Raw genomic sequence first — 14,897 nt, 5'->3', positions numbered from 1 at the left:
TTTGTTGTAAAATATTTTTGGTGGATATAAAAGTGTTGTTATAACTAACGCTGAATAGATTATTCGACAGTAATAGACTTTGCTAAATTTCTTGGATAATCAGCATCTAATCCTTTTTTTACTGCAGTAGAGTAAGCAAGAAATTGCATGGCTATGCTGTAGGTTACTGGAGCGATAAAACTATCAGTACCTGGGAGTTGTACTATATCTGTACAAGCTTCTCTTAAGAATGACGCTCCTTGCTTGTCACTGAAGGCAATCACTTTGCCTTTTCTTGCAGTGATTTCTTGTATGTTAGATAATGTTTTAAAAAATAAATTGTCGTATGGAATGATTGCTATAACGAGCACGGATGAGTCTATTAAAGCAATCGAACCGTGTTTCATCTCTCCTGCCGCGATACCAGTGGTATTAATGTATGAAAGCTCTTTTATTTTTAATGCACCTTCCATTGCAACTCCGTATGAGCTTCCCCTGCCAATTAGAATAATGTTGCTGTGCTCTAGTATATTGCCTGATATGGATTGTACCTTTACCGCATTTAAAACATATTCAACATATTCGGGGATGGAATTAATAGCATCGCTTAACTGCTTTATTCTTTTTTTGCTCAATGTACCTTTTATTTTTGCAAGCTCTAAAGCAAAGCATGCTAAAATTGCAAGTTGTGCAGAAAAGGTTTTTGTTGAGGCAACACCAATTTCTGGTCCAGCAAGAGTATGTAATACAATGTCCGAAATTTTTTCAATGCTGCTGTTCAATGTATTAGTTATGCTAATGATTATTTGCTTCTGTGATTTTCCGTAGCGTAGAGCTTCTACGGTATCTGCAGTTTCACCAGATTGAGATATAAATAATCCAAAGCTTCCTTCTTCTAATCTTATATTGCTGTACCTGAACTCTGATGAAATTTCCAAATATACTCGAATTTGGGCAATACTTTCCAGCCAATATTTTGCTATTAGTCCAGCAAAATAAGATGACCCACATCCGACTATAGTAATATGGTTAATCTTAGAAAGTAGTTTTTTATTAGTAGATATCACCTCTGTATACTTTTTATAAAATTGATTTATTGTTTTATTTAATGTACAAGGTTGTTCAAAAATCTCTTTTAACATGAAGCTATGGTAACCATTTTTGCTAATGGAAAAATTGTTAGGACTGTTACTTTCTATGTTGCGTTCAACCCGTACGCCGTTATTATATATAACAGCTCCACTTGATTTTATCACTGCAATGTCACCATCTTCTAAGTGAGATATTTTTTTTACTAGTGTACCTAAAGTATTGAAATCAGACGTAGCAAGTAAAGTATTATGATTGTATCCTATCATCAAAGGTAGATTCCTTTTTGCAACAAACAAAGCATCTGGGCATTCTGCAAATAATAAGACTAAAGCGAACGGGCCATGCAAATTGCTTAGGCACTTAGATAGAGAATCAATAGGCGAAAGCCCTTCATTAAGGTACATAGTTAACATATTTGGTATAATTTCCGTATCAGTATCAGTGTGAAACTTTATTCCCCTTTTTTCTAAGCTCTTTTTTAGCAAATTATAATTCTCGATTATGCCGTTATGGGCAACAACAACATTATTTATATAGATAGGATGAGCATTTTTGAGGCTTGGAACCCCGTGTGTAGCCCAGCGAGTATGCGCTATGCCAACTGTACTGCTAGATATTTTGCTATTGTTAACAACATCACATAATCTCTCAACTCTTCCTTCTGATTTTTTAACTTCTATCTTACCTTTGTTATTTATAATTGCTATACCTGAGGAATCGTACCCTCTATATTCCAATCTTCGTAATCCAGTAAGCAAAGTTGGTACTACCGAACCACCATTACTTACTACACCAAATATCCCACACACAATCAAGTTTTAGAGTTATAGAGCATTTTTACTTTTATTATTGTTTTACCACTTTTTACTTTTATCTAACTGACTTTTATTTTTTTTATCCTCCTTTTCGATTTTGCCTTTCTCGGTTGGCTTGACCACTGTTTTTTGAACTTCTTTGTTTAGAACTTCAGATATAGCAGATTTTAAAACTTTTATTTCAACCTTTGGTGCTATTTCTATTACAAACTGTGCATTTGCTTCATCAAGCTTGTTGACTTCGCCTATTATTCCACCAGAAGTAACAACGATGTCACCGCGCTTTACTTGGTCTATCATCTTTCTGAGTTCCTTTAATTTTTTATAGTGTGGGCGGATAATAAAGAAATAAAATACTACAACTATTAAAACTAGTGGGGTAAGGTTAGCAAAAGATGAACCAATACTTGATGCATTACTGGTTGTATCTGCTGCAATAGCTTTAGAAGTGAACATATTTAACCTTAGTTGTTAACGATAAATTTAAGCAAACTTACTTAAGTATTAACTATATACTATTTCATGTCAAGTTTAGTAGAGAAAAGTGATATTGTAAAGGTTATGTAGAATTATTCGCTTCATGTAAAATAATTATTGTGAATATAAGTTTTAACTATATGATACCTAGAATAATAAGTGCCATACGTGATAACTTATTGGTCTGTTTTCCAACAGAAACGATTTATGCTCTTGCTTGTAGTGCACTAGATGGCAGAGCTATAGAGAGAATATACCAAGTAAAGAAGCGTTCTCGAAATAAACCACTATCTATATTTGTTAATGATATTTATAGCTTGGCAAAAATAGCAAAGCTAGAGGAAAAGTATATTAGTTTAATAAATTACTTTTCTCCTGGGCCAGTTACCTATATTTTACAGCTCAACAGTAATAATATATTGCCAAATGAATTCTTTAGAGGTACTGTAGGCATAAGAATTCCTGATCATCCTATTGCAATTTCAATATTAAATGAACTGAAGTCCCCAATAATTGCGACTAGTGTAAATATTTCAGGGGAACGAGGTGTGTGTAGAGCTAGCGATATACCTAAACCTATCAAACAACATTTATCAGTAGTAGCTGAAGATGATAAATTAGTTTCCGGTGTGGAGTCTACTATTGTAGACTTAACTCAGGATAAGATTAAGGTTATAAGGGAGGGTGTAGTTTCACTTCAAATGGTGAATAAGATATGCTTTTGAACAGAAATTTATGGGAGGGGAATGAAAAAGGTAATAGGGCATGATCAAGCTAAGAAGAAATTAATGAATAACTTGTCTATTCAATCTTGGCTAATCTGTGGTAAGAAAGGCATAGGAAAAGCAACACTTGCAAAGTCTTTTTCTAACTGGTTTCTTGTGAGAAACTGTAGTGAAGTAGCGTTGGATTTGTACATTGTTGAGGGTGATACAATAGGAGTAGAAGGAGTGAGAGAGATGAAAGATTTTCTGCACTTAAGCCCTATTCAATCGGAATATAAAGTTGCTATAATAGATAGTTTAGAAGCAATGACAAGTAGTGCTAGAAACGCAATATTAAAAATACTAGAGGAGCCGCCAAAAAATTCTAAAATATTTATAATTAGTCATAAGCCATACAATATACAGACTACTATTAAGTGTAGATGTCTTCAGCTAAATTTACTGCCATTGACCTACAATGAAACAAGGGAAATTGTTTCATCTCAGTGTAAATTTGATGATCAAACATTTAATGAAGTTATTACTTTATTTCCTGGGGCGCCGGGGATAATTATAAGTATAATAAGTAGTGATACTTATAAAATATATAGATGCTTTTATAAATTCCTTTATGATTTAGATAATCCTGAAGTGATTCATAAAGTGATTAATAGCAAAATTGAGCTAGAATTAGCGTCATATATGATTCAAACTTTCATTTTAGAAAGCATAAAAAGAGGAATAAGTAATGTTGAGGTTCTGCTAAGTCAGTGGAAAAAAGTGGATGAACTTTTTATTGCTGCTAGGCAGCTACACTTAGATAGAAAGCATGTTTTAGCTAATGCAGTTAATATCATAATACCAGTTTTATAAAATGTAGTATTTTCAACTTAAACTTATGATAAAGTTCTGTTAATTTAGTGTTTGAAATCCATAGCTTGACTGAAGATGAATTTTTATATAGCACTTAATAAAGTTTTAATAAAAAATTATGTCGATATATGTAGAAAGGATTGAACTTAGTTGAAAATATAGGTACGGATCAAGGAGTAACTTTAGAAAAGAAAAAATGGTTGTTAAGTAGCATCTGTAAGGTTGGTTTTAGCCTAATAAAGCAATCATTGTACCCATCTTTCGAAAGTTCGTTATCTTATGTGCTCAGTGGTGGTTCGTTATATGTGACTATATTGTAAAAAATGATGACCTCCTCCCCTGAAGTTTTCATTATCTCAAGATTGTTAGCTTAAAAGGAATGTCTTAATTATGCATCTAAGTTTTTGCTATGGAAGAGCTTATTGAACCTAGATTACAAAATTGTGTGATTAATTTATTTTGATTAACTGAAGATAGGTTAGTTAGAAAAGCATGATCCTTGCTGATGGATTTGGTTATTTTGATTATTAAGATAAGTTATGTTACTGTAATTAGTATAAAAAGTACAGGTTGATAATGCCTGTGGTCTTTGAAAATTTTGATGCAAAAATGGTAGATATTATAGAATCGATAAATTTTACCTTGTTGCTGGAATAAGATAATATAATTATTCATCCTACTTTGAAAAGTTTAGACATGATTTCAGTTTTTTTTAAATTTATTATTATAGTAGTTATACTTGGTCTTCTGTGATGGAGAATAGACTATTTGAGTCAGTAAAAAATAAGAGTTATTTTAATAAAGCAGTCGAATGGTATTGTCATAGATATCTGTTTTGTGTAGTAGAAAGATCTTGGATGGTAGTTATAGTATCATTTCTTCTGGTATGCTTATGTCTATTACTACTGAATATATATCTTTTGTTTCCTGTTAAAAAAGACTTAAACTTTATTAGATATGCGAATCATACAGAAGATGAGTTTTCTGTAATGCGTAAGCTCAATTCAAATGAAAAAAAAGATGAATACATTTCCACAGCTAGATACTTAATAAATAAGTATATTAAGGTATATGAATCGAATAAAATTGTTGAGTCAGAGTGCCAAAAAATTTTTGTGAAAAACAATTCCACACATAGAATCTATCAAAGTTTTCAAGAAAAAGTGAATAATGAAGCTGGAGATTTACCTTTTGTTAAAAGAAAAATTACTAATATAAATGTGACAAAATTATTTATTGACCGATCAGTTGAGGATTTAGTAGCCTTTCCAGGAAACGCTACTGTGTTTTTTATAATTGAGCAAAATAAAAAAGTGAAAAAACAGACTGTTGACATCAGCTTTACTTTATCTAATATAAAAGCAGCTTTAGATGGTATGATGCCGTTTAAATTTATTGTTGATGGTTATAAATACAGGTGAATACATGTTAGTTTATCGTGGTTTTAGAATGTGCGTAAAGCTTTTTCTATGATGTTTTGTAATACCGTAGAGATCTATGGCTTCTATGTGCTCTTTTGTTCCATATCCTTTATTTTTGTACCAATTGTATTTTGGATGTTGATTATGCAATTTTTGCATCAGCTGATCTCTTGTAACTTTTGCAATGATCGAGGCTGCTGCAATCGATATACTCAAACTATCACCATGTACTATGGACCTTACTTGCCATTTTATTTTAGGTGCTTGATTACCGTCAACTAGCACATAATCTAATTCTAACCCTAAGTCTATCAACGCACGCTGCATTGAAAGTTTTGTTGCTTGCAAAATATTGTATGAATTTATTTCCTTTACACTTGCTATTCCTATGCCAAATTTTGCAACAGATATTATTTTTTCATATAAAACTTGCCTACTTTTAGCAGTCAATTTTTTTGAGTCGTTGATTCCTTTAATGATTGTATTTTTCCCAGTAAATACTACTGCTGCAGATATTACTGGACCAGCTAACGGCCCTCTCCCAACTTCGTCCACTCCTGCTACTACTCCTGGTAACTCATTTTCTAATGTAAAGTCCGGGTATGTCATAAGTTTCTATAACAAGAAAGCTATAGTAAAGGTTGAACAAATAATAGCGATTATCCAAAATTTCACAACTATTTCATTTTCTAACCACCCCTTCATTTCGAAATGGTGATGTATTGGTGCCATAAGAAAAATCTTTTTTCCCTTTCCATACTTAGACTTTGTATACTTAAAATATGATGTCTGGATTATAACAGACAAAGTTTCAATGATAAAGATTACTCCGATAACAGCGAAAAGTATTTCTCTTTTGACTAAAACACTAATTAATCCTAAAGCTGCACCGGTTGATAAGCTACCGATGTCACCCATGAATATTTTTGCTGGATGGGTATTGAACCATAGGAAACTTAAAATTGCTCCTATAAATGCAATACAGAATAAAATAATGCTCACTCCTGCTTGAGTCAAGTATGCAATTAATCCTAGAGAAACAAAAGAAGTGATAGATTGAGTTGCAGCAAGTCCATCAAGACCGTCTGTGAGATTTACAGCGTTAGCAGAGCCAACGATTACAAATGCAGCGAATGGGACATATAGATAGCCGAGATCGATTGTTATTTCCCTAAATAAAAACGTTTTTGTAGAACCTTCAGTAAAATGTAGCCTAAATATAAATAGAACAACAAGGACGACTATAAGTTGGATGAATATTCTAGTTTTCGCTCTTAAACCTTGATAGGCGTGTGTTTTTAGTTTTAAATAATCGTCAATAAATCCAATCAGAGCAAAAAATAGAATTATAAATACCAGCAATAGGGTCTCTGGCGTTAGCTGAGTCCAGAGTAGAACTGGTAATGAAGCAGAAATCAATATTATTGTTCCACCTATAGTAGGAGTGTTTCTCTTTGTGATTAAATGACTTTCTGGACCGCATAACCTAATAGGTTGTCCACCTTTGTTGATTTTCTTTAGAAATTTTATAAAGTAAGGGTAAAGAATAAGTCCGAAAATGAACGAACTGAAAAATATTTTTGTAGGTAAACCCATTTATCTTATTTAAATTTGGTATTATTGTGTTACCTGCTTGTAGGTATTATGGTGTAGATGGTTTTAAAATCATTCTACTAATATTTCTCTTTTTCCTGAGTAATTCGGAGCACTAACAACACCTTCTTTTTCCATTCTTTCAATAATATTGGCAGCTCTGTTATAGCCTATTCTAAGCTGTCTCTGAATGTAACTGGTTGAGACTTTTCGATCTTTCTGAATAATCTCCACTGCTTGCTTGTATAGATTATTCTCTTTATTGTCTATGTCATAATCCAATTCTGTGGAAGAATTTTTATCTTTTATGATTTCCTTTATGTAGTTTGGCTCGCCTTGTGCTTTTAGATGATTTACTATGTTTTGTACTTCACCATCGCTTACAAATGGGCCGTGAACTCGAATAACCTTACCACCAGAGGCCATGTAGAGCATATCGCCCATGCCGAGGAGTTGTTCAGCCCCTTGTTCACCAAGTATTGTACGGCTATCTATTTTAGAAGTGACAGCGAAACTGATTCTCGTTGGAAAGTTTGCTTTTATCACACCTGTTATTACATCTACAGATGGACGTTGTGTTGCCATTATGATATGTATTCCTGAAGCACGAGCCATCTGAGCTAAACGTTGAATAGAGTGTTCTATATCCTTGCCAGCAACAAGCATCAAGTCTGCCATTTCATCTACAATTACTATAATGTACGGAAATGTTTCCATTTTAATCGGTATTTTTTCAAACAGAGGCTTACCTGTCGTTGAGTTGAAGCCAATTTGCACCACATGCTCTAATTCTGTTCCACTATTTATCGCTTCTGTAATTTTTTGGTTATAGTTTATTATATTACGTACGCTTAGATATGACATCATGCGATAGCGATTTTCCATTTCTTTTATTATCCACTTAAGGGCAATCACAGCTTTTTTTGGCTCTGTTACTACTGGTGTTATTAGATGCGGTATTTTATCATATATTGAAAGTTCAAGCATTTTGGGATCAATCATTATCATCTTACATTTATTAGGACTTAATCGATAAATGAGTGAAAGGATCATAGTATTAATTGTAACTGATTTGCCTGACCCTGTGGTTCCAGCAACAAGTAAGTGTGGCATTTTAGCTAAATCGACAATAATTGGTTTTCCGCTTATCTCTTTGCCGAGTGCAATTGGAAGGTTTAAGTTTGCATTTTGGTACTCTGGCGATTCGAGTAGGTCACGTAGCACCACAATTTCTCGCTCCTTATTTGGTAATTCTATTCCTATAGCATTTTGCCCACGAACTATTGAAATTCGTGCAGAGAGTGCACTCATTGAACGTGCAATATCATCTGCAAGACCAACCACTCTTGCAGATTTTGTACCAGCTTGTGGTTCAAGTTTGTATAAAGTTATAACTGGTCCATAACATACGTTGATAATTTTTCCTTGCACGCCAAAGTCATTAAGGACCTGTTTCAATAGAGATAAATTCTTGTTACTTTCTATTTTATTCAGCTGATTTCTCTGTAAAGATTTCTCTGCTTTAGAAAGTAAATGAATACTTGGAAATTTAAATTCACTGAAAGGTATAAAGGTCTTTTTGGTGGCTTTTTTCTGTCTTCTTTTTAGCTGTTGTTTAGTGATAATTTGAGTTCTGTATTTTTCTTCTATTATTAATAGTGTAATTAAGTATTTAGTAATTTTATATAACTTTAAAAATAAAACCTTTGCAGGGGGATAGGCTACTTTTTTATATAAGAAGAACAGGAAGTAAATCATTCTTTTCCAGCCAATTAATCCTATTAAGCCTATTGACGTTGCTACTGTAAATATGTAAAATGGGCAATGGCTAATTAGAGCGTTTCCCACTATTCCACTGTGCATGTATTTTGCAGTGATACTAAGTGAGAGTCGCGCTAATGTAGCACATATTCCTAGGTTGATTAATGTTAAGTAAAGAATTTTTAGTAGCCTTTTTGATGGTTTGAAGGTTAAAAAGTAAACTACAGTTGTAATTACTGTAATACTAGCTAATCCAAGTAATTGAACTAATATATCAGCTGAATATGAGCCCACTACTCCACCTAAGTTTGTAACTTTTTCATCTGTAACTGTGTTTAAGGATGAATCTTTATAGTTGTAGCTGAGAACTGATATATATGTGTACATTAGGAGCAATAGGTATACTACTGACTTCAGGCATTTTTTTATCATCTACTTAAAAGTAGTAATTCATTGTGTATTTTACAAAGTGAATTGTTATTAGCAATATCATTATAGATAAATCTAATCCATTGAACGGCCGTATGTATCTTCTAATGACCTTTAGTGGTGGGTGAATGAGTTGGCTTAGAGTTTGCATTGTACTGCTTATGGTTTCATTGTACATGTTGACTACATTAAGCTTAATCAACCAGTCCAGGATGACCCAACATATTAGAGTGACGCTGTAAAGATCGAGTAGCAAATTAAGTAAGTATATAATTGGGTGCATACACGTCTATTACATGGAAATTACATATAAGGATAGATATTTATGGATTTTAAATCAATCCCCTTTCTAAATTCAAGATTTTGTTTTAGTTGCTTTCATCTTTGAGTTTTACTAGTAGGCAACAGAATTCTTGTTTACTAGCTTACCGTAAGCCTTGACAGATAGTACTTTACTTTAAGTGGAATGTGAATATCATTTAGAATATATTTTAAAGTGCTAATATGGCAGAGATTATAGGTATATATAAAAATCAAAGAACAAAATTCTATGTGTGGGCAAATCTGTTTTAGCGTAGGCCGCGCAAACCTTCTGAATACGCTATCTAGAATAAGTGGAGTGGTTGAAAGACGCAATACGATAGATGTTTTAGCATGTGTAAATATCGAAGCACAACATAGCAGCATAAAGTTGAAGGCCACTGATCTTGATATTTCAATATTTGCCTCACTTGCTGCGGATGTGTTAGTGAAAGGGGAAGTAAAAATTTCAGCACATACTTTACACAGTATAGTAAAAAAGCTACCATCTGATTTAGATGTTCATTTTGAAATGAATAGTCAGGGGAAGTTATTAATATCTTGTGGAAATGCGAATTTTTTTTTACCGAATATAATTTCAAATAATTTTCCTATTCTTGAAGAAGGCAATTATGAGCATGATTTTACTCTACTAAGTGAGGATTTGGTAAATCTATTAACTAAAACAAAGTTTGCAGTGTCATTAGATGATACAAGATATAATTTGAATGGAATATATCTGCATACAGATAAGCAATTTCTGTCCTGTGTTGCAACTGATGGCCATCGATTATCGTGTATAAGAAAACCAAGGCCTGAAAACGTTAGTAGTGAGTTTAGTGTAATCATTCCACGTAAGACTGTTGTGGAGCTGCTAAAAATATTAGATGATTATATTGAAGTTAACATAAAGCTTTCAGACAGAAAAATCAAATTCACGTGTGGTAGTTATATTCTAATATCGAAATTGATAGATGGAACTTTTCCAGATTATAAAGCTGTTATCCCAATATCTCAAGATAAACAAATGATTGTTGAAAGTAGTAAATTGGCTAGTGTCATAGATCGAGTTTCCGTTGTCGTGTCTGATAAAATAAAATTTATTAGATTCTTATTAAAAAAAAAACTATTAACTCTACACTCAAACTCTCAAGAATGTAGTGATGCAACTGAATCTATAGAGGTAAATTATAATGGAGCCCCTATAGAAATAGGATTTAATTCGCGGTATTTGCTTGATGCTTTATCTTGTATAAAAGATAAATGTAAATTTACCTTGGTTGATAGTAACAGTGCTGCAATTATCACTGATGAAAATGATCCAAATGCATTATATGTAGTAATGCCAATAAGAATTTAAGCTGCTAGTAATCTATTTTTACCAAGTATAAACCACAAGGCGGTGCAGTAACTCCAGCAGCCTTTCTTTTATGTTGATTTAATATATTTAACATTTCTTGTGGATTAGTTCTATTTTTCCCGAATTTAACTAAAGTACCGACAATAATCCTCACTTGATTATGTAAGAAAGAAATAGCGGATATTTTAATGTATATATGGTTTCCATTTTGGGTTATCTCAATATCATCGATTGTTCTTATCGGGTTTTTAGCTTGACAGTTTTTTGAACGGAAGCTTGAAAGATTATGCTTTCCGAGTAAGTGTTTGGCGGCCTTACGCATGATATCTACATCGAGTGGGTTAAACACTTGCCACACATAACCAGCTTCTAAAGCTGTAGGGGCATAGCGATTAATTATTCTGTACTCATAATGTCTTTTTTTTGCTGAAAATCGCGAGTGAAATGCATTATCTACAATTTCTACATCAAGGATAACTACAGGAATCGATTTTAGGTAATAATTTATTGCATTCCTTATTTTATGGGATTCAAATTCTCTTTCCATATCAAAATGAGCAACTTGCCCTAAAGCATGAACTCCTGCATCAGTTCTTCCGCCGCAGTATAAAGTAGTTTTCTCGCCACTGAAGTTAAATATTGCGTTTTCTATAGTTTCCTGGATTGAGTTAGCAGAGTGCTGCTGTTTCTGCCAACCAGAGAAGCTACTGCCATTGTATTCTGTTATTATTTTATATCGCATTATAAATGCCTGTTTGATTTCTATTTTAATGTAATTTTTGGTAGCTAATTTTTTATGATAATGTTTCTTGTTGTTAGAAAACCCTTGGCAAGTTATTAATATTCGATTAATATGAAGGTTATATAATTAATAAATGATTCATGGCAAGCAGCTCAGAGGAAAGAGATAATAATAAACGAAGAGCATTAGACAATGTGTAATAAGTTAAATTGAAAAAGCGTTTGGTAGTGATTCAATAATGAAATTTAGGCAAAATCTTGTAGAGGAATAGACACGATGTTCACAAGGTCGATTGCGTTAATTTAGCTCTTAGCATTGAAGGGTTGCTAAAGGGATGATAATTGAGGTATTCAGTTCTGAGAGTTCTGTAAAACTATTCTTGCTTTGCATGTGATTGCAGAAGAAAGGGAGAATTATGTGCGTTTATTGTTATTGATGCAGAGCATGCGTTGGATATCATGTATACTTGTAAGCTTGAGGTGAACACTGATGGTTTAGTGGTTTCAAGCCAGATATTAGTGAACAAGCTTTGCATATTGTTAAGTATTTGATGTGTTCTAGTGCAGTTAACTTCGAGAGCTAAGGTTGATGGAGATATTGGTGATTAGTATATGGGGGAGCTACAGCAAAGTTTCTAAGTAATCACTTTCTTTAATCGTTAATATTAGCTCCTTTTTTATTAAAAACTTTATTATTCTTGTAACTTATCCTTGACAGATATATTTAGTAACTAAATTGATTATTGAGTTTGTAATTTATATTAAGTCTATTCTTGTCTAATTTCTCAGCTTTGACATTCTATTTTAGTACTTGTTATATATTACATTTCTAGTAACTGTTTATATTATATGATTTTTGTCTTAACTATTATCTTCGCTGTACTATGACTAAAGAAATATTAATTCCATAGGAAAAATAACGTATAGTTATATTGCTAATTTAGTAAATCAATTATGTTAAGAAGTTAGTCCTTTTAGGGTTACAAGAATTTATTTGCTTTTCTTAAAATTATAAATAGGTGCTTACTTTTTTGGAAAATTGGTAAAAATTATAAATTATAGGAAGAAAGTGAGAATTTCAAAGTAAACAGTTAGAAGTGGAAAGCTATATTTGTAGGCAATTTAAATATGCTATTATACTAAGAACATTATAAAAGAAGCTTATAAAACATATTTGATGATCCCGGCGCGGGTCGAACGCGCGACCTACTGATTAAAAGTCAGTTGCTCTACCGGCTGAGCTACGGGATCACTTCATTTTTTAATTTATACCAAACATCAATACATCTTTTGTCTATTTTGATCAAACTAAAATTTTTATACATATGGAATGTATATACTATAATATAGCTTCTTGACAATGGCTTAGCACTTCTTATATCTTAGCCTAAGTTAGTTTATTGCTCATAAGCAACTGTGGGGGCATAGCTCAGCTGGTAGAGCATCTGTTTTGCACGCAGAAGGTCAGCGGTTCAATCCCGCTTGCCTCCATTAGTATTATTTTATATTGTAAGCACTATAATGGTTTATTTTGATAGCTATATTTTATTATGCAGCTTAGGTAATTCTTTGAAGTATATTGATGAATTAATAAAAAAACTACTTGTAACTGGTTGTTAATATTATATATTATATTTAATAAAACTTAAGTTAGAAAATATGAGTAGTAGTGATCTAGCTATAAATTTGCCGATTAGTATTAAAAGACTATCGTCAAACAGGTTCATAGAAGAGGTATATCAAGATCAGTTTGAAGATCAAGGTAACATTTTATTTGAAGATTCTTTCATCAAGAAAATTAAAGAAGGAGATATAGTAGAAGGTATAATTACACGAATAAATCCTAACGACATAGTAGTCGATGTCGGCTTAAAGTCTGACGGTAGGATTCCAATCAAAGAACTCGGTTGTAATGATGAGATTGCTGTTGGTTCTAAAATTAGGGTGTATGTGGAAAGAATTGAAGACTATCATGGTAATGTAGCTCTCAGCCGTGAAAAAGCGATTAGAGATGAGAAGTGGCATAAATTAGAAGAGGATGCGGCTACGCAAACTGAGGTGAGTGGAATTATTAAACGTTCAATTAAGTGTGGCTTTATTGTTGATCTTGGTGATGGAATAAGTGCTTTTTTACCGCTGAGCCATGTGGATTTGAAACAAATAAAAGATGTTAAGCATCTTATTGATGCTGAGCAAAAGTTCATTGTACTTAAAGTAGATAGGAAACAGGGTAATATTGTAGTATCAAGGAAGCTGGTATTAGAGAAATTGCATGCTGGTGAAAAAATTAAATTTTTAGAATCTCTAAATGAAGGTGATATAATAGAAGGAAAAATAAAAAGTATTACTCATTATGGTGTATTTGTTGGTATTCATGAATCAGATGTAGTAGGGGTTGTAGATGGATTATTGCATATTACAGATATCTCTTGGAGTAGAGTGAGCCATCCATCTGCAGTTTTTACTTGTGGTCAGAGTATAAAAGTCAAAGTTATAAAAATAGATAAAGAAAATGCAAAAGTTTCTCTAGGTATAAAACAACTGGAGGATAACCCTTGGCATGATATAGAGTTAAAATACCCAATTGATGGTGTCTATAAAGGTCACGTAACAAGCATAGAAGATTATGGGGTATTTGTTGAACTTAAGCCTGGAATTGAAGGTTTAGTGCACTCATCAGAGATAACTTGGATTAAGAATAATTTACCAGTTAGTAATTTAGTAACCAGAGGACAGGAAGTGTCCGTCAAGATTCTCAGTATTGATACGATCAAGAATAGAATGAGTTTGAGCATGAAAAGGTGTGTAAATAACCCTTGGCAAGTATTTATTGATAAATATCCTCCTGGTTCTATTGTTTCTGGTAAGATTAAAAACAATACTGGCTTGTATATATCTGTTACCTTTGATGATTATGAAATAGATGGGAATATAGAAGGGACAGTTTATGCACAAGATATAAGTTGGTCTAAGAATGGGTTAGATCAAATAAAAAAGTATAATGTTGGTGATATAATAGAAGCAAAAGTAATAAGGGCTAATGTAGATCGAGCAAGAATTTATCTTGGTATAAAGCAAATAGAGTATGATCCTCTTATAGAACTAATAAAGAAAGTGAAGGTAGGTAATAAAATGCAGGCTATTGTAAGCAAGAGGGAAGATAGCGGATTAGTTGTTGAAGTTGAAAATGGTTTAGCTCTTTTAATAGATCAAAAGCATTTACCAGAAAATAAAAAGTTTTCTATATCAGAGAAAATAGAAGTGGAAGTATTAGATGTTGAAGTATACAATATAATACTATCCGCTAAGTGATTAGAGTTTTAGCTTTGTGTAAATGGCAACGAAATCTGAT

At 32.6% G+C, this 14,897-nt stretch carries 13 protein-coding genes, 2 tRNA genes and 1 pseudogene; 8 read left to right on the top strand and 8 right to left on the bottom strand.

Annotated elements, in window-relative coordinates; genetic code table 11:
- Positions 1-59: 59 nt before the first annotated feature.
- A complete protein-coding gene (gene glmS / locus GOY12_RS03500) occupies positions 60-1,880 on the bottom strand; it encodes a glutamine--fructose-6-phosphate transaminase (isomerizing) (RefSeq protein ID WP_175818654.1) in 1,821 nt (606 codons plus the stop codon).
- A 45-nt stretch (positions 1,881-1,925) separates the two neighbouring features.
- The gene (gene yajC, locus GOY12_RS03495) at positions 1,926-2,342 is read right to left on the bottom strand and encodes a preprotein translocase subunit YajC (RefSeq protein WP_175818653.1); all 417 of its coding nucleotides are present in this window, start codon (positions 2,340-2,342) and stop codon (positions 1,926-1,928) included.
- 161 nt (positions 2,343-2,503) lie between these two features.
- Between yajC and GOY12_RS03490 the strand changes: the two genes are divergently transcribed.
- The 4 genes from GOY12_RS03490 (at position 2,504) to GOY12_RS03475 (ending at position 5,361) form a co-directional block, all read left to right on the top strand.
- Positions 2,504-3,088 carry an L-threonylcarbamoyladenylate synthase gene (locus GOY12_RS03490; RefSeq protein WP_175818652.1) on the top strand — a complete coding sequence of 195 codons (585 nt, stop codon included), beginning with the start codon at positions 2,504-2,506 and terminating at the stop codon, positions 3,086-3,088.
- A 21-nt stretch (positions 3,089-3,109) separates the two neighbouring features.
- Complete coding sequence (locus GOY12_RS03485) at positions 3,110-3,940, top strand: DNA polymerase III subunit delta' (protein ID WP_175818651.1); 831 nt, start codon at positions 3,110-3,112, stop codon at positions 3,938-3,940.
- Between the two features lie 140 nt (positions 3,941-4,080).
- Positions 4,081-4,260, top strand: coding sequence for a hypothetical protein (locus GOY12_RS03480; RefSeq protein WP_175818650.1), 180 nt, complete (start codon positions 4,081-4,083; stop codon positions 4,258-4,260).
- 432 nt (positions 4,261-4,692) lie between these two features.
- On the top strand, positions 4,693-5,361 hold the full coding sequence (locus GOY12_RS03475; RefSeq protein ID WP_175818649.1) for a conjugal transfer protein TraJ: 669 nt from the start codon (positions 4,693-4,695) through the stop codon (positions 5,359-5,361).
- 12 nt (positions 5,362-5,373) lie between these two features.
- Here GOY12_RS03475 and GOY12_RS03470 read toward each other — a convergent pair whose 3' ends face one another.
- The 4 genes from GOY12_RS03470 to GOY12_RS03455 all read right to left on the bottom strand — a co-directional run bounded on the left by GOY12_RS03470 (position 5,374) and on the right by GOY12_RS03455 (position 9,427).
- Positions 5,374-5,970 carry a ribonuclease HII gene (locus GOY12_RS03470; RefSeq protein WP_175818648.1) on the bottom strand — a complete coding sequence of 199 codons (597 nt, stop codon included), beginning with the start codon at positions 5,968-5,970 and terminating at the stop codon, positions 5,374-5,376.
- Positions 5,971-5,976: 6 nt separating this feature from the next.
- Positions 5,977-6,957, bottom strand: coding sequence for a phospho-N-acetylmuramoyl-pentapeptide-transferase (gene mraY / locus GOY12_RS03465; RefSeq protein ID WP_175818647.1), 981 nt, complete (start codon positions 6,955-6,957; stop codon positions 5,977-5,979).
- A gap of 69 nt (positions 6,958-7,026) precedes the next feature.
- Positions 7,027-9,147 (bottom strand): FtsK/SpoIIIE family DNA translocase, encoded by a 2,121-nt coding sequence (locus GOY12_RS03460; RefSeq protein ID WP_175818646.1) that lies wholly within the window; start codon positions 9,145-9,147, stop codon positions 7,027-7,029.
- Positions 9,148-9,151: 4 nt separating this feature from the next.
- Complete coding sequence (locus GOY12_RS03455) at positions 9,152-9,427, bottom strand: YggT family protein (RefSeq protein ID WP_175818645.1); 276 nt, start codon at positions 9,425-9,427, stop codon at positions 9,152-9,154.
- Positions 9,428-9,694: 267 nt separating this feature from the next.
- Between GOY12_RS03455 and dnaN the strand changes: the two genes are divergently transcribed.
- Positions 9,695-10,804 carry a DNA polymerase III subunit beta gene (gene dnaN, locus GOY12_RS03450; RefSeq protein WP_175818644.1) on the top strand — a complete coding sequence of 370 codons (1,110 nt, stop codon included), beginning with the start codon at positions 9,695-9,697 and terminating at the stop codon, positions 10,802-10,804.
- A 4-nt stretch (positions 10,805-10,808) separates the two neighbouring features.
- Here dnaN and truA read toward each other — a convergent pair whose 3' ends face one another.
- The gene (gene truA / locus GOY12_RS03445) at positions 10,809-11,546 is read right to left on the bottom strand and encodes a tRNA pseudouridine(38-40) synthase TruA (protein WP_175818643.1); all 738 of its coding nucleotides are present in this window, start codon (positions 11,544-11,546) and stop codon (positions 10,809-10,811) included.
- Between the two features lie 140 nt (positions 11,547-11,686).
- Here truA and GOY12_RS03795 point away from each other — a divergent pair.
- Positions 11,687-12,117 (top strand): annotated as a pseudogene (locus GOY12_RS03795) (recombinase RecA family protein); the annotation flags it as partial.
- A gap of 606 nt (positions 12,118-12,723) precedes the next feature.
- Here GOY12_RS03795 and GOY12_RS03435 read toward each other — a convergent pair.
- A tRNA-Lys gene (locus GOY12_RS03435) sits at positions 12,724-12,796 on the bottom strand.
- 167 nt (positions 12,797-12,963) lie between these two features.
- On the opposite strand from GOY12_RS03435, the gene GOY12_RS03430 reads away from it, so the two are divergent.
- Positions 12,964-13,036: transfer RNA gene (locus tag GOY12_RS03430), tRNA-Ala, on the top strand.
- A 168-nt stretch (positions 13,037-13,204) separates the two neighbouring features.
- Positions 13,205-14,857 carry a 30S ribosomal protein S1 gene (locus tag GOY12_RS03425; RefSeq protein WP_175818642.1) on the top strand — a complete coding sequence of 551 codons (1,653 nt, stop codon included), beginning with the start codon at positions 13,205-13,207 and terminating at the stop codon, positions 14,855-14,857.
- Positions 14,858-14,897 lie beyond the last annotated feature (40 nt).

This window comes from Wolbachia endosymbiont of Dirofilaria (Dirofilaria) immitis (genome assembly GCF_013365455.1).
Classification (GTDB): domain Bacteria; phylum Pseudomonadota; class Alphaproteobacteria; order Rickettsiales; family Anaplasmataceae; genus Wolbachia.
Note: the sequence above shows the minus strand (reverse complement) of the source record. Positions and strands in the feature narration are given on the sequence as shown.

What these genes read in the sequence shown, in the direction of transcription:
- yajC (WP_175818653.1), bottom strand. Translation starts at nt 2,342, where the DNA reads ATGTTCACTTCTAAAGCTATTGCAGCAGATACAACCAGTAATGCATCA.
- GOY12_RS03475 (WP_175818649.1), top strand. Translation starts at nt 4,693, where the DNA reads ATGGAGAATAGACTATTTGAGTCAGTAAAAAATAAGAGTTATTTTAAT.
- GOY12_RS03485 (WP_175818651.1), top strand. Translation starts at nt 3,110, where the DNA reads ATGAAAAAGGTAATAGGGCATGATCAAGCTAAGAAGAAATTAATGAAT.
- mraY (WP_175818647.1), bottom strand. Translation starts at nt 6,957, where the DNA reads ATGGGTTTACCTACAAAAATATTTTTCAGTTCGTTCATTTTCGGACTT.
- truA (WP_175818643.1), bottom strand. Translation starts at nt 11,546, where the DNA reads ATGCGATATAAAATAATAACAGAATACAATGGCAGTAGCTTCTCTGGT.
- GOY12_RS03460 (WP_175818646.1), bottom strand. Translation starts at nt 9,147, where the DNA reads ATGATAAAAAAATGCCTGAAGTCAGTAGTATACCTATTGCTCCTAATG.
- GOY12_RS03455 (WP_175818645.1), bottom strand. Translation starts at nt 9,427, where the DNA reads ATGCACCCAATTATATACTTACTTAATTTGCTACTCGATCTTTACAGC.
- dnaN (WP_175818644.1), top strand. Translation starts at nt 9,695, where the DNA reads ATGTGTGGGCAAATCTGTTTTAGCGTAGGCCGCGCAAACCTTCTGAAT.
- GOY12_RS03425 (WP_175818642.1), top strand. Translation starts at nt 13,205, where the DNA reads ATGAGTAGTAGTGATCTAGCTATAAATTTGCCGATTAGTATTAAAAGA.
- GOY12_RS03490 (WP_175818652.1), top strand. Translation starts at nt 2,504, where the DNA reads ATGATACCTAGAATAATAAGTGCCATACGTGATAACTTATTGGTCTGT.
- GOY12_RS03470 (WP_175818648.1), bottom strand. Translation starts at nt 5,970, where the DNA reads ATGACATACCCGGACTTTACATTAGAAAATGAGTTACCAGGAGTAGTA.